The following is a 14,979-nucleotide window of genomic DNA, read 5'->3' as shown; positions in this document are numbered from 1 at the left end:
AACTATGAATACTGCATCGCAAGCTCCAACTGTCAACGACTTCACCACGGGAAACGCGATTCTTCCGCCGGATACCCCTATCTGGCATTCTACTTATAGCAGCATGAAGTGGGTTTTCTTGCTCAGTTCAGATCCTCTATTTAAAGGCGATAAGTCTTCTATGATCGATTGGGATGACTTTGCAGCGAGTGATGCCCCTGCTCATCACATGAAGCAGTATCAATACTGCCTCACAGAGCAAATGATTTCAGAGCTGAAACTCGCCGCCTTTATTTATGCCAATTACCCAGCTTTACTAAGGGCGAGTAGAGGAAAAAAAAACAAAGTAGATGGTAAAACAGTGAAGGGGCGAGTCATTGAGTTAGCCAAAATCGGTTCATACTTTATAACTGAACAAAGTAAAGATGGTCTAGTCATAGAATCATTTGCAGATATAACTTTTGACATGCTCAAGAACCATGCTGCCTTTATTGGAGGAAGGCCATCTCACTTAAAAAGAGCGATGAAAATGCTCTATCACGAGGTGGTAATAAAAAATATAGGCAGGCCTTTTTCAATGCAGCTTGCAGATATCAATTCCAAATCCATTTTTTGGGGAGAGCAATCTTCGCATACAGGCATCGATACTCTTTCCGACTTCCAATTTGTCTACCTTTTGAATTACTGCAAGCAATGCATTGCAGAGTTTAAGTTTGCAATGGAAATGACTCTGCACGATGAAGATCTACTACCTTTAGTCAGACCCGAGATAAGAGAGCGACTAAAAAAGATAAAAAAACCCCTTGAGGATTATCTCTGGAGTGAGAATCCTGAAATCGCACCCAAAAAATTTCTCGATGTATACGGGTATTCGGCAGGAGAGATAACCAGACTTTATAAAGAGGCACACAAAGCTTCTATGATGGTCATCTTACTTTTAAGCGGCATGCGAGATAGTGAGTTCTCTCTTATTCAAGCCGTTCCTCTAGAAACTCTTGATGACAATAAGTTCATAATTTCAAAAGTTATAAAACATAAAGACAAAGACAAGCCTCATCGCGAACGATGGCTAGTCGTCCCTCTAACAGAAGATGCCCATGAGATTCTCATGTACGCTTGTGCCCAAACCGGTAACAAACAGCTATTTTCTTCGCCAAGGCAAATTGAACGAAGCCCAAACCATGGGTATACAAGCCTAAATACAACTTTTAATCGCTGGATTAAATCATTTGATGAGCGTGGAGCTTTCGCCAATCACCGCTTTTCGGTGCAACAAGGGAGAAACACGTTAGCTTTCCAACTCGCAAAGCACAAAGTAGGGTTACCCTTTATTACCAAACAGCTAAAACATTTCTATAGCCGCTTCAGCAGGCTTCCAAACACCGTAACAGCAGGGTATGGCAACTATAAAAAGGAGCTAGACAAGTCCATACAAAAACGTATTGCTGATTCAAGAGAAGAAGTTCTCACCGATATATACGGTGAAGGTAAGAACTTTGCTGGCGGAGGAGCAGAAGGGCACACTCGGAGAATTGATGCTTGGTTTAAGGGGAAAGGCCTGTTCGGAGAAGACCGGCAGAACTATATCAAGAAATTGGCACGATCCAATATTTCACTCATGCCAACATCTATTGGAATTTGTACATTCAACTTTGAAGAAGCTGAAGATGGCTCCCTTCCCCCTCCATGTTACGGAGACTATGGGTGTGATCCAGACTGCGACAATCACCTAATCTCCGAAGGGTGTGCATTCGCTTTAAAAGACAGGCAACAGCACGCTCAATCAAAGGCAAATGAAAAAGGCTTAAGCGAACATGTCTGGTCTGGTTTAGCCATTCAGCTAGGCAGACATGTTAGTAAGTTTGAAGGAGAGCCCAAAGATGGCTGACAAGCGCCCTGAACATCTAAAAAAACACGGTATTGATTTAGTAGAACATAACGACAAGTTAATTAAAGATGCTCTTGCTCTCCTAGAAACCGCCGTACTTGAAGGTGAAGCCAAGCCCTCTATTATGGCTATCAGTGAGCTTTGCGGCTTATCTTCAGGAGCAGTTAAAGCTCGCTATTGGGCGAAGAAAAAGCTGAAAGATATAAAAGCTGCTAGGAAAGAACAACTAGAAAATTTAAAGACAAAACCAAAAGAGCCAAGTTTCGAACAACGGCTAGAAGAAAGAATTACAAGCTTACGAGCTGAAAACGCGATTCTTTACGAAGAAATTATAGGATTAAACTCAGAAATATCGCGTTTAAATAGAGAAAACAATGCATTGGCAAGAAAGCTAAGCATTGCAACTAACAATAAAGCAGGTTCACAAACATGAAACAGTACTTAGATTTATGCCAAAGAATTGTAGATGACGGCGTTTGGGTTGAAAACAAACGTACAGGTAAGAAGTGTTTAACCGTCATTGATGCGTCACTAGAATACGACGTTGAGAACAACCAATTTCCGCTTATTACGACACGAAAGAGCTTTTGGAAAGCGGCGATTGCCGAACTTCTAGGCTATTTGCGCGGCTATGACAATGCAGCTCAGTTCCGAGCAATTGGCTGTAATACTTGGAATGCTAATGCAAATCAAACCAAGGCATGGCTAGAAAACCCTAACCGAAAAGGCGAAGACGATATGGGCCGTGTTTATGGCGTACAAGGCCGTTCCTGGGCAAAACCAGGCGGTGGCCATGTCGATCAATTGCGTAAACTTATCGATAACTTATCAAAAGGTATTGATGATCGCGGAGAAATCCTTTCATTCTACAACCCTGGAGAGTTTCATTTAGGATGCCTCCGACCATGTATGCACACACACACATTTTCTTTATTGGGAGATGATCTCTATCTAACGTCCTATCAACGCAGCTGCGACGTTCCATTGGGTCTCAACTTTAATCAGGTTCAGTGCTTCACCCTACTCGCGTTAGTTGCTCAAATTACGGGCAAACAAGCAAAACGCTGCTTCCATAAAGTTGCTAATGCTCACGTATATGCTGACCAGCTTCCAATGCTTCGAGATGTTCAACTTAAACGGGATCCATTCCCTTCCCCTCAACTCAGTATCAATCCCAAGATTAAGTCATTAGAGGATATTGAAACATGGGTAACTCTCGAAGACTTTGAGGTTACTGGCTACCAACACCACGATGCCATTAAATACCCTTTTTCTGAGTAACTCTATGGCTAGGTAGGCTCGTTTGCCAAGTCTGCCTGGCCGCCTCCATCCCCCATACTGCATTAACGTTTAAATTGGCCACAATAAAATACTAGATTGATAGGCTGTACATAGACGAGTAGGCTCCCATTTTCAGGAGCCTAACTCTGGTAGACAAGCTAGAACTCGGTACTGAAAGTATCGAAGTTGTCTGCTTTTACGAACTTCGCAGCCCCAGGGATTGGGTCGTCGTTTTCGTCTTTTGCCAAGGCGTCAAAATGCTCAATACCACATTTGATTTTGGCCTTTTCGGCTTCTCGAAGATCATCATTGAAGATGCTCGATTTAGTCTCTACGACAAAGTAGAGCTGCTCGCCAGTGCCATCGTCCTTGTCAATCAACACCGCCCAGTCTGGGTTATAGTTACCCAGCGGAGTGTCAATCTTGAACCAAGGTGGCAGCTTGGCGTAAAGCTTCACTTCTTCTGCGCTCTCGAGTCGTTCGGCAAAGCTGAACTCTGTATCTGAATCGCAGATGATATAGTCGTAAACAGATTTCTCAGCTTTCACCATATCCTTCAGATAACCAGTCAGCTCTTCTTCCTGAAACAGCTCCTGAGCATAGTATGCGTCATCCCCAATACGTTGGTACTTAATACCATCAACAATGGCGATACGCATTTGCTTGCGGATCACTTCGCCAGCTAACTCAATAAAGCGCTGAGGGTTGTTCTTAAATGCCTCTAGCTTGTCTCCTAAGCCAAGCAGAATGTCGATTATGGTTTTGCGTGTCAGATTAGTCTGGTCAGTTAAATAGGTAACAATGTCCGGCAACTGGAAGTTTCGGTTGCGGTAGTACTGGATCTTGGTTTTCTCATCGTAGGTTTCCAGCTCAGCTTCCGTTACAGCCACTTTGACCTTGGTGTACTGAAATTTCGCACTTGCTACAGCAACGCTGGCACGGATCTCCTTGATGCACTTTTCGATTAGGTCCGTCTCAACAAAGTTCACGCGGTAAGTTGTCTTGTACTTGATTCGATCCCACAAGGCCTTGAAGTCACTGCCCAGTACAACCTGCTTACCATCTGAACCTTCTTTTAATTGGACAGTGCGCTTCTCTTCATGCTTCCTAACGTTAAGGCCTTTGGCCAACTTTTGGAGCGTAGCGACAATGGCTTCTGCGTGCTCTGACACATGGTCTGGCAGGCTGACAGCATTGTTGTCGATAGCTTCTTTGAGCACGTCTTGAATTTTACCGTGCTTATCAATGTAACCCTGAGTCAGTAAGTGCTGGAATATGTCTTCAGATTTCTTCGCGCCTAAGAACTCCTTCTGATCATACTCACCAGATACTACGATATTGGCAAACTGATGCGACTCGACCGCACCAAACTTGATTCCTTCTTCTTTTTCGATTTCAGTCTGTAGATCAGATACAAATTTCTCGTAGGATTCATTGGCCATGACTGTCAGCGTGTTGACTTCGAACCCGTAAGGAACGCGCTCTCCAGATTGATCTACAGCAAGACGGAGTCCACGCCCAATTTCCTGGCGTTTCTTTGTTACTGATGATGTCTCGTTGAGGGTACAAATCTGGAATACGTTAGGGTTGTCCCAGCCTTCTTTGAGTGCTGAATGTGAAAAGATAAAGCGAAGTGTCTCATCCATTGATAAGAGCTTTTCTTTGTCTTTCATGATCAGGTTGTAAGCCGACTCATCTGCTGCGGTTTTTCCGCCTTCGCCTTTTGCTGAAAGCTTGGATTCGGCAAACAGCGGGTTGCCTGCCGCATCTTTCTTCTTATCCTGCGCGAAGTAGCCATCATGTACGGCACTTGTCAGTTCTTTCAGAGCTTGTTCATTGATTTCGTACTTTTTACCGGTGTTATCCCAAATCTTTGGATAGAGCACGCGGTATTTAGGCTTACGTACCTGCTTAGCAAATTCTTCTTCAAACCATTCGGCAAATTTACCTGGCTTAGGCAAGCCACCCTCAGTGTAGCCACGGTAGTTGGCGACTTTGTCGATAAAGAATAGGCTGAGTACCTTAATACCCTTTTGGCTAAGAATATTTGAGTGGTCAAGAGGGTCGTGACCTATGGTCACTTTGTGGAAAAACGTGAGCTCCTTCTCCAAATGCTCTTCAATCGTTTTTGCCACCTGAATTCGCTTAAACGCATCCTGATCTACTTCGCCAATTGCCTGGCCGAGTTGAATGATCTCATCACGACTAGTGAAATCGATGTACTCGTTCCCTTCCTCACAGTAAATGTCGTTTACAACATACCCCTCATAAACAGTACGACCGCCTGATAGTTCAAAGAGGTCATTAACCTGACCGTCTTTAATGGTGATCTGCTTACGAGGCTGAAGCTTACCTGTGCGGGTTTGAGCGTCGATTTCGATCTTGGCTGAAATGGGTGACTTCTTGTTGTCGACGCTGATTAACTTAATGTAGGCCTGATTATGCCCATCCTTTACATCTAGTGAGGCAACTTCAATTTGCTTCACAAGCTTGCGCTCATAAGCATCAATGGAATCAAGTTTATAGAGCAGATTCGGCGCTTCATTGAGTGTGGCCGAGAAGCGGAATGTACTGAGCGGCTTGAGACTAGCGATAGCTTCTTTTCGTTTCGGTGTCGAAACAACGGATTGAGGTTCGTCTATGATGACGATTGGCCTAACATCTTGAATAAGTTCGATGGGTTTAGCGCCGCTCAGCTTTTCAGTCGAGCGGTGAATTAAGTTTGCCTTGGTTTCCTTACTAGGGTCAGTAAAGGATTTGCTAAACGCATCAATGTTAATCACCATGATCTGGATGTAATCATTAGTGGCGAAATCTCGGACTTTTTCTGGTTTAGCGGAATCGTAAACAAAGAAATCGTACTGAACGTTTTTGTAGTCATCTCTAAAGTGCTGCTCAGTAATCTGTAACGACTTATAAACGCCTTCTTTAATCGCGACGGAGGGAACTACGATAATGAACTTCGTTAGCCCGTATCGCTGATTTAACTCAAATACGGACTTAAGGTAAACGTAGGTTTTACCTGTGCCGGTCTCCATCTCAACACTGAAGTCAAGGCTAGGCAGCTCTTGTTTGGCATTCTCTACTTGTGAAAGCCCATTTTTTAGCTGGACATTACGTGTATTGGCGTAAATTTCATCAGGCAAGAGAGATAGCGCATTTCCTGTTCCTATATCGTTATTTTGACTAAACATATCAAATTGCTGAAGTGCTAAAGCACGATCCGCAACAGTAAAATTTGATTGAAAGGTTTCCTGACCTTCAAACACACCTACGATAGCTTCTACCGCATCTACTTGATGCGATAAGTCAGATTTAAACTGAATCTTCATACCGCCTCCTAGATGCTCTTCACATCGTCAATGCCATACTGTTTTAGTATCTGAATCGCATTTGTCTTGACAACGCTATTAGAAAATCCCTGGTCTTTGAATACGACTTGAGTATTCTCTGTATCTAATTCCTGCTTTAGCTTAGCAATACCCTCTATGACATACTCATTAACATCATCATCTAAGCAAACCATTAATGCTCCAGCACCAACAGAGAACACTCGTTTACCTGCGACATCAACCTCCTCTACCAGCGTTGTGAGCTCTATTCCGTACTTAAGTAGAATCTCATATAGAACGTCTACATCTGTTCTTCCCTCTTTTATGGTGTCTACAGCAAGCTTTATAGCAGGCGCTAAATCATCAAAGTCAGCATCCCAACTCTTAATATTAGTTTCGGAAAGGCGATAGAATTTAAAGCCGACATCTTTAAGGCCATATTTTTTTATGATAGAACTTAACCTTGCCAAAGTAATCTTGGAAACATAATCATACCCGGACTTAAAAGCTGCACTATCTTCATTAGTCTTCTCTCGTAGCTGAACAAGAATGAACTTTCTCTTGATCCCGTCTTCTACACATTGGTTAATAAGAGAGTGGCCTGTCGTTCCTGAACCAGCAAAAAAATCAAGAATGATGTCATCATCATCATGACTAACAGTCTTAATTAAAAACTCAACAAGCTGCGTAGGCTTAGGAAAGTCCATAACTTTTTCGCCTAGCAATTCTATTACTTGATCAGAGCCAGTTTTCGTGTTTCCTACTTCTGTGGGGATAACAGTCTTAGGATGATAAGTACCCCTTTCCTTTTCATAAAACAAAATGCCTTTGGAATTAAAATAGAACCTCAGAACTTTTTGCCCTTTAGAGTCAAAGGTTTCCTTTCCGTCAAGCCAGCTTAAAAGCTGGTTTTTCATTGCCCAGCCAGCTTCTATTGTAACATCTTCAGCCAACATCCCATTCTCGAACTTGAGGGAATCTGATTTAATATATTGCTTCTCTGAACCTCCCAATTCTCCATGAAAGACCGCATTGTCACCTTCATATCGAATACTTCCTTTTTTGAAAGTAACTTCACTAGAAGGATTTGCTTTACTGATTTTCTTTAAAGCGCCATGTTTTATAGTCCCCCCGGAAGTATCTTTGAAGTACTTAAGAGATGCTTTATTCTTTGCGTATGCAAGCACATACTCGTGAGATCTGGTAAAGTGTCCAGCTTGAGGGCCACTCGTAAGATTCCAGATAAGCTTTGCGAGAAAGTTGTCTTCGCCAAAAACCTCATTGGCAACTTTTCTTAGATTATCTATTTCATAATCATCAATAGAGATAAAAATAACCCCATCATCTTTAAGTAGGTTGCGAGCCAACTTCAGCCTGGGATATATCATATTAAGCCAGTTAGAGTGATATCTACCTGAAGTCTCTACATTTGTAGATAGTTTTTTTCCACTCCCCCCTAACTGACCAGATATCTCTAAATAGTTCTTAATATTGTTATGAAAGTTATCTTTATAAACGAAGTCACCACCTGTATTATAAGGCGGATCAATGTAGATCATTTTCACTTTCTTGTGATAGGACTTCTGTAGAAGTTTGAGCACCTCAAGGTTATCACCTTCAATAAATAAGTTTTCAGTAGAGTCCCAGTTAACACTTTCTTCTTTACAAGGTCGTAATGTCCCAGTTGATGGCGTTTGTGCTATTTGCCTCGCTCTATTTTTACCATTCCAGGTAAAATTATAGCGTTCATCTGAATCGTCGATAGCGTCACCCAACACAGCTCTGAGGGCATCAAAATCTACCTTTCCTTCGGTGAAAACATCCGGAAATATCTCTTTCAGCTGTTGGATGTTGTCATTAGTGATATCCATACTTTTCGATTCTGGAGATTCGTTTGTTATTTGTTCCATTGACTTGGGCCTTATTCGGTAACTGATAACTGTTTCACATCCGCATATAGCTGGTACAAGCTGTGGGCGGACATGTCTAAAATAGGTTCGTACATAAATGAGTTGAGATGTATGTTCTCAGGGGTCATAAGATTGACCTGATCCAGCAGGCTTATGGTTTCCAGCTCATCTGGGAAGGTCTCAACATACTTATCAAACAATGCGCGGGTCTGGTTTGAGGAGATTGCTGTTACAAATGCGTCATCGGCAATTTCAGTAATCATGTACTGCTCTGCTTTTAGCCGAATCGCCATGGCCAGAATAACTTTACTCTCGAGCTCCGGAGACTCGCGATTGGCAGCGAGCAAGCTATCACTGCATTGCATCACCTTGTCGAACACAAGCTCATTGCCGTTTGGCAGCTCTAACTCAACTTGATCTGTGAAGACCGCCCGGTACAGCGACTGGAGGTCGCTCACTTTAATGTCTGTTGTATCTGGTTTGAGGTGAAGTAATGAAGTCAGGCGTAAGAAATGAGCTTCGTGGCCACAGTACTCTGCGATGTTTCTGGTGAACGGGATGCTAGCGAGCAGGTACAACTCGTTAGTTGCAAGGTTTTGCTTCCACGCATTGAATACATCTTTTTGATATTTCTCTTGCCTAACCGATATCTCTTCAGGCGATTTAATTGCGATATGTCGATTGCTACGCTTTGCGCCTAATCGGCTGCTAACGATCCGGTGAAAATCGAAATTGTGAGTGAGCAGAAGCAGGTTGAAGTGGGTTTTTTTGGCAATATCGCGGAGGTACTCAACGATGGCATACTTATTCTTATAGTCAAATGAATCGGCAATATCATCGATAACAATGAGTATCTCTTGAGTATTTTCTCGCCTAACTTCGATTTCAAACAATACATTTAGGATATAAAGCGCACGTTTTTCGCCCTGGCTCAACGCTTTAATTAAGCTTGAGTGGCTAACTTGCTCGGAATCACCTCGCCCATCATTAAACTCAAACTGAACCGATGGCGCAGCGCCATTGAGTATCACTTCATCTTGGTTTTCAACACTAAGTTTGAACGGAACCTTAAAGCGTTTGTTAAAGGTGTCGACAACACTTTCCCAGGTTGTTTTTTGCTGTTGAGCTTGATGAACAATGTTTGCTACGAGTTCCTGATTTTGTTTGTAGGTTGCTACTAACTCATCCCACGCTGATTGCTGGGACTGAAGGTAGCCGACAAGCACGTTTTGCTTGAAGTCCTGGAGGTTTTGGTACTCAGGCAGCAACTCCTGATGCTCGGCGATGAAGTCCCGGAATGCTTGTGTCTCTTTGTTTTTAAGCTTTCCGTCAACACGGCTGAACTTCTCTCTCAGCTCCGGGCTTTGTAAGACTTTTTCTTGTTCTTCTTGAAGCAGCTGATTGAGTTCATCTTTAGAGGCAACTTCCTGTTTTTCACCATCTACGGAAATGTTGACGGTATGCGAGGCACTAAAAAAACCGTTGTCGGTCAAACTCTTTGAAACGACGCCTGCTTTCTGATGATTGAAAGTCTTAGACAATACCGAAGACTCTTGTATCAGCTTATCGTAGGTATCGACATATTCCGCCAGCTCCTGGTTGAAGTCTCCAGAAGAGATGAGCTCTACAACTTTAGGGTTGAACAGGTCTGTAAACTTGAACCCGCTGTACGGAGTTTGATCTGAAAAAGATTGCTCAGACAACTCAGTTAGCAATTCTAATAGTGATTTTTCTGGTTTATCGAAAACTTCACATAGCAGGGATGCTATATCGCGCTTGCCAGATACCTTTACCAAAGCCTTAAGTAAGTTTGTTCGGGTGTCATCAACCTCTTTCAAAGCGGCTTCATACTGTTGCTTCAGCTCATCATTGACCAGCAATGTAGAGACTTGCTGAGAGCTATAGCTCTCGTTGTATGAATCGATCACCATAACCTGCTCTGGCGTTATATCGACATCATCGATTTTAATGTCTCTACTCGTTGCCCTCGCAGGGAAGATCAGATCCTTCGTGGTGCTGCCTGTCTCAACGTCTTTGAAAGTCTTTGCTAATGATGTCTTTAGTGTTCCGTTTGGTGCGTACAAGGAATTAACACCATCATCGTGTTGGGTCTTAACGAAGTTGAATTCCTTGGACAGCTGACTGATGCCGTAGCAATTGCTCAACTCAAGGTTTAGTTTCATGAATCCTCCCTAATTCAGCTAGTCCAGCTGTTCCGTTATTTTCTTGATTTTGTTCTTGATTTCTCGAGCATTCAAATTCAGCTTCACTTTGTTATTCATCTGCACTTCTTTTTTTATTTTGTTACGCAGAGAGCTAAGATCTGCTTCGAGAGCCTTTAACTCAACGATCAAATTGGTTTGTTCAGCTGTGGCCTGTGCATCGTTAGCTTTATTTGAGTATTGACCTGTGAACGTAGCAGCTTCGAGACGATTGAATTTGCCGATTAGATCAAGATAGAAATCGTACAAGCTGATCTTGGATAGGCCAGAGAAAGTTATGTCTTCCAGGAAAGCCTGCTGTATTGAGCTCACGGGAGCCTCCAGCCAACCGATGTCATATTGGTGTTCAATGGTCAGCTTACTGCTATCGGATTGGTTTACACGCTTATCAGCCAAGCTTAACGCGAAGCCTTTTTCGTCTTTCACAATCAAGAGTAATGGGTATGGAATGTGAAGATGCAGCAGTCGACACAACTGCTTGGTTTTAGATCTACTCTTCACGGTGACAGTTAAGACCGCTATTTCTTGATATTCATGAGTACCATCGACAAAAACCGGTATGTTTGCTGTTTCAGGCTTGAGAGTATGGCTCCACTCTACTGATTTAAGGACATCACGAACGATGCCCTTGTCAGTGGCCACCAAGCTAACGTTATCTGTTAGTGTTTTCTTTGGAACTTTAACCCCAAGAAGAGTGCTTTTGGGTAGAGCAAAAGACTCCAGAAACTGTTCTGCCAAGCCTGCATTAGCCATTGATGTTTGTTCCATACCTAGAGCACCACCAGATAGCTGACAACCTCAAAGTCATTCACATGCTGAGTGGCTCCAGCGGTTAGGGTTGTTCCGCCCCTGCAAAACAGACTAGCGGCACCTTTTTCCTCGCTTTTCCCCGCTATTTCTTGTACGGCTACTTCTAGTAGGCTTTGATATAAGGACATATCCTGAGAATTTGCGGTTAGCTGAGCGAACTGTAGATGTGACTCTGTGGTGCTTTCTGTTGCCACCTCAGCTGCTGAGAACTTTTTAAGCAGATCGAGGATGTGTTTAGCTTGGGTGAAGGAGAAAACGATGTTTTCTTCATTGGATACGTACACAAGATAGTAAGGCGCAAGCGCGTAGCTTTCATCGACCTGGACGGTACCTTTCTTGTCCTTGAGGCAGAAAATGACACCGGGTTGTAGTTCGCTAGATAAATCACCCAATTCCGACTTCGCACAGGATACGGAGAACGGTGAAAACAATCCTGTGGGCGATTGTTCTAGCGCTTCCAGATGTTCCTTCATGAACTCAGTTAGATCCATCCTAAAATCGTTGAGTGTCAAATCTGTAATAGATACGCCTCCGGAGATTTCTTCGAGATCGACAACCTGATTCTGAAGTTGCTCTAGTTGCTTTCTACGGTAATCCAGATCATTCATATCACCGTTTTGCTCAATGACGTTTTCTTCACCTGTCGCTGAGATATCTAGCAATACCATGCGACCACTGACTCGCGCTTCGAGGTTGATGTATTCATCAAGCTCCATATTGGGCCAGAAGTTGACGAGCTGAATTTGCTCATTGGTTGACCCCAGTCGGTCGATTCGCCCAAAGCGTTGAATGATCCGAACCGGGTTCCAGTGGATGTCATAGTTAATGAGGTAGTCGCAGTCCTGTAGGTTTTGGCCCTCAGAAATACAATCGGTTGCAATGAGCAGATCGATTTCAGTTGTAAATTCTGGAAAGATTTTTTCGCGTTCTTTTGAGCGCGGAGAAAAGTGAGTCAGCATAGTGTTGAGATCAGCTTTAACTCGCTTACCGTTTGGTTCGAGTAAGGTAGTTTCCGTTTTCTGACCAGTAATTAAAGCGGTCTTAATCCCAAAAGTTGCCTCTGCCCACTTAGATAGCTCTGCGTATAAGTACTCCGCTGTATCAGCAAATGCAGAGAATATGATGGCCTTCTTATTGTTACCGTTGATCGGGTTTTGGATTTTCTCGCTAAGTGCGTTTTTCAACGCTTGAAGCTTGGCATCGCGAACTGGCTCAACATCTTTTGACTCTCTAACTATCGACTGCAAGAAAGCTCTGTCTGCGTCCAGATCTTGGGCATAGCGAACTAGGTCCATATCCTGAAGACGCACTTTAGTCTTCTTGCCTACCATATATGGCGCTAACTCTGGGCTTTCTAACTCTAGATCTTCTATCTCTTCTATTGGAGGGGCAACAAACTCTTCCGCCAGCTCCCCACCCAGTTTAGGTGCTATATGCTGATGAAAGTGCTCGATTTGTCCTAGGATCGCCTCAACCTGGTTCAACAACTTGCCTGACGTTAGGTGAAACGAGTAGATGGAGCTCTCCATGCGTTTGAGCAGGTTGACTCGCATTAAGTGAACCAGACTTTCTTCTCGGTCTACCTGTCTGAATACAGAGCCACCTTTAACCGTTTGATCGTAGCGACGTGCGTATTCTGCTTTCTTGTCGCCCCGGACGTACTTCATCGGCGAATAGCAAGCTAGCGTTAAGCGGCGAATAGTGTCATTAACCTCTTTAAGAGGCGGAAACTGATCTTTTATGTCTATATCTGATTTTACATTTTGGGGGAGCAAACGAGTCGGGAACCTCCCTATATCTGCGGTGCCATAGTACTTTTCAATGTGCTTTCTGGAGCGAGCTATGGTGAAGATGTCGAGCAGCTTGAAGTAATCAAAGTTGATGGTATCGAGCAGTTCCTGCGACGTACGCTCTTCTGGTGGGCGTTTGGACCACGCATTGAAGTGTTGCTGCGCCTGCATAAGCGTTCGTTCAATGCTTTTAATACCTTGGTCGGCAAGGGCGTAATCATCAGCTTCGGTGATAAACGCCACCTGATTTTTCATGTCATTCAGGCGGTTGTTTACAGGAGTCGCTGAGAGCATAAGGACCTTAGTCTTTACGCCAGCTTTGATAATGTCGTCTAGCAGCCTTTGGTAGCGGTTTTTACCATCTTTTTTTGGATTGTTATTCCTGAAATTATGGCTTTCATCAATCACTACGAGGTCATAGTTGCCCCAGTTTATCGTTTCAAGATTAATTGAACCTGAGTGACCTTTATATCGGCTGAGATCGGTATGGTTGAGAACATCATAGTTGAAGCGATCACCGGCCAGTAAGTTCCGCTTATCGTTCTGTGTGTAAACCAGCCAATTGTCTCGCAGCTTCTTAGGGCACAGAACCAGCACCCGGTGGTTTCTTAGTTCAAAGTATTTGATTACCGCGAGTGCTTCAAACGTCTTACCAAGGCCTACGCTATCAGCGATAATACAACCGTTGTACTTGCTAAGTTTATCAATTGCGCCCAGCACTCCATCACGCTGGAACTTATAGAGTTTGTTCCAGACAGTTGTATCTTTGAAGCCGGTACGAGAGTTAATAATGCTCTCTTCATGAAGTTCGCCAACAAAGTCTTTAAATAAGTTATACAGCGTTATGAAGTAAATGAAGTTAGCCGACTGATCTTGGGTTAAGAGTTGTAATTGTTGGAGCAACTCGCTTTTAGCTTCTTCAACTTGTCCTTTCGCCCCCCAAACACGATTAAAGTAGGCCAGCATATCTTCGGACTGAGGTGCAGCTACACGAGTTATCATGTCAAAGCCGGACGATTCGGTTAATCCCAGCCCCGCACCATTGAATTGAGCTCCGTCAATGGCTTCAGTTTTCTCTTGCTCTAACGCAATGATGTGCTTGCTGACGGCACCAGCTTGGTTCACTAATTTTACGTGTGCTTTCTGCTCAAGCCATGCCGCAAACTCTTTAGCTATCTGCTTCTGGTTTAACTGATTTCGGAACTTGGTCTCATGCTCTCCACCAAGCAATGATCCGAACGGAGATGATGACTCTTCAAGGCTACCGAAGCCCTTGAATTGAGTAAATAAGATACGGGTTGATGAGAGTCTATCGAACTCTGACTTTAGTGCATCATAGGCATATATTGAGAACAGGCCTGTCATGATTGACAGCTTATCGTTCTGCTCAATCTCTGATGAAAGGATGTTAGCGACCGTTGTTGAAGCGTTATCAATCAGCATGCTTAAATCTCGTTAGTGTTTAAGCCTGCGGCTTTGAGGCGGGAAGTTAGATTGCGCATCTTGCTGAACTCTGTGCCATAACTGGGCCTAAGCCCTAACTCCTCAACGAACTCTCGAGCCGTGATGTTCCTGAGCTCATCCGCATACTTGATACATTGCAGATGCAATTCGATCATGTATTGATTACGAGGCGCGGCAGCAAGCGCTTCTTGAATGCTCTGTTTGATTACTTTATTCATGGAAATTCTCAGCCTTGGCTGTCACAAGAAAGCTAATTTAGCAAAATTAGCTAATTCGTGCTTGATGCAATCGATGTTTTTTATC

At 43.5% G+C, this 14,979-nt stretch carries 9 protein-coding genes; 3 read left to right on the top strand and 6 right to left on the bottom strand.

Annotated elements, in window-relative coordinates:
• Positions 1 to 4: 4 nt before the first annotated feature.
• From IC617_RS05420 to IC617_RS05410, 3 genes are read left to right on the top strand one after another with little or no spacing between them, the layout of a single operon-like run.
• Complete coding sequence (locus IC617_RS05420) at positions 5 to 1,867, top strand: site-specific integrase (RefSeq protein WP_191143960.1); 1,863 nt, start codon at positions 5 to 7, stop codon at positions 1,865 to 1,867.
• Positions 1,860 to 2,300, top strand: coding sequence for a hypothetical protein (locus IC617_RS05415; RefSeq protein ID WP_191143959.1), 441 nt, complete (start codon positions 1,860 to 1,862; stop codon positions 2,298 to 2,300). The genes IC617_RS05420 and IC617_RS05415 overlap by 8 nt, the downstream gene beginning before the upstream one ends.
• The gene (locus IC617_RS05410) at positions 2,297 to 3,148 is read left to right on the top strand and encodes a thymidylate synthase (protein WP_191143958.1); all 852 of its coding nucleotides are present in this window, start codon (positions 2,297 to 2,299) and stop codon (positions 3,146 to 3,148) included. Before IC617_RS05415 ends, IC617_RS05410 begins: the two co-directional genes overlap by 4 nt.
• Before the next feature lie 158 nt (positions 3,149 to 3,306).
• Here IC617_RS05410 and IC617_RS05405 read toward each other — a convergent pair whose 3' ends face one another.
• The 6 genes from IC617_RS05405 to IC617_RS05380 are packed head-to-tail and all read right to left on the bottom strand — an operon-like array spanning position 3,307 to position 14,894.
• Entirely contained in the window at positions 3,307 to 6,480 is a 3,174-nt protein-coding gene (locus IC617_RS05405) for a type III restriction-modification system endonuclease (RefSeq protein WP_191143957.1), read from the bottom strand.
• Between the two features lie 8 nt (positions 6,481 to 6,488).
• A complete protein-coding gene (locus IC617_RS05400; RefSeq protein ID WP_191143956.1) occupies positions 6,489 to 8,390 on the bottom strand; it encodes a site-specific DNA-methyltransferase in 1,902 nt (633 codons plus the stop codon).
• An 11-nt stretch (positions 8,391 to 8,401) separates the two neighbouring features.
• Positions 8,402 to 10,573 (bottom strand): ATP-binding protein, encoded by a 2,172-nt coding sequence (locus IC617_RS05395; RefSeq protein ID WP_191143955.1) that lies wholly within the window; start codon positions 10,571 to 10,573, stop codon positions 8,402 to 8,404.
• A gap of 18 nt (positions 10,574 to 10,591) precedes the next feature.
• The gene (locus IC617_RS05390) at positions 10,592 to 11,380 is read right to left on the bottom strand and encodes a DUF4391 domain-containing protein (RefSeq protein ID WP_191143954.1); all 789 of its coding nucleotides are present in this window, start codon (positions 11,378 to 11,380) and stop codon (positions 10,592 to 10,594) included.
• A 2-nt stretch (positions 11,381 to 11,382) separates the two neighbouring features.
• The gene (locus IC617_RS05385; RefSeq protein ID WP_191143953.1) at positions 11,383 to 14,655 is read right to left on the bottom strand and encodes a helicase-related protein; all 3,273 of its coding nucleotides are present in this window, start codon (positions 14,653 to 14,655) and stop codon (positions 11,383 to 11,385) included.
• Between the two features lie 2 nt (positions 14,656 to 14,657).
• Positions 14,658 to 14,894 carry an HTH-like domain-containing protein gene (locus IC617_RS05380; protein WP_191143952.1) on the bottom strand — a complete coding sequence of 79 codons (237 nt, stop codon included), beginning with the start codon at positions 14,892 to 14,894 and terminating at the stop codon, positions 14,658 to 14,660.
• Between the last annotated feature and the right edge of the window lie 85 nt (positions 14,895 to 14,979).

This window comes from Neiella litorisoli (assembly GCF_014773395.1).
GTDB classification, from domain to species: Bacteria; Pseudomonadota; Gammaproteobacteria; order Enterobacterales; family Neiellaceae; genus Neiella; species Neiella litorisoli.
The sequence above is the reverse complement of the archived record's forward strand: the minus strand, read 5'-3'. Positions and strand labels throughout refer to the sequence as shown.

What these genes read in the sequence shown, in the direction of transcription:
- IC617_RS05420 (WP_191143960.1), top strand. Translation starts at nt 5, where the DNA reads ATGAATACTGCATCGCAAGCTCCAACTGTCAACGACTTCACCACGGGA.
- IC617_RS05415 (WP_191143959.1), top strand. Translation starts at nt 1,860, where the DNA reads ATGGCTGACAAGCGCCCTGAACATCTAAAAAAACACGGTATTGATTTA.
- IC617_RS05410 (WP_191143958.1), top strand. Translation starts at nt 2,297, where the DNA reads ATGAAACAGTACTTAGATTTATGCCAAAGAATTGTAGATGACGGCGTT.
- IC617_RS05405 (WP_191143957.1), bottom strand. Translation starts at nt 6,480, where the DNA reads ATGAAGATTCAGTTTAAATCTGACTTATCGCATCAAGTAGATGCGGTA.
- IC617_RS05400 (WP_191143956.1), bottom strand. Translation starts at nt 8,390, where the DNA reads ATGGAACAAATAACAAACGAATCTCCAGAATCGAAAAGTATGGATATC.
- IC617_RS05395 (WP_191143955.1), bottom strand. Translation starts at nt 10,573, where the DNA reads ATGAAACTAAACCTTGAGTTGAGCAATTGCTACGGCATCAGTCAGCTG.
- IC617_RS05390 (WP_191143954.1), bottom strand. Translation starts at nt 11,380, where the DNA reads ATGGAACAAACATCAATGGCTAATGCAGGCTTGGCAGAACAGTTTCTG.
- IC617_RS05385 (WP_191143953.1), bottom strand. Translation starts at nt 14,655, where the DNA reads ATGCTGATTGATAACGCTTCAACAACGGTCGCTAACATCCTTTCATCA.
- IC617_RS05380 (WP_191143952.1), bottom strand. Translation starts at nt 14,894, where the DNA reads ATGAATAAAGTAATCAAACAGAGCATTCAAGAAGCGCTTGCTGCCGCG.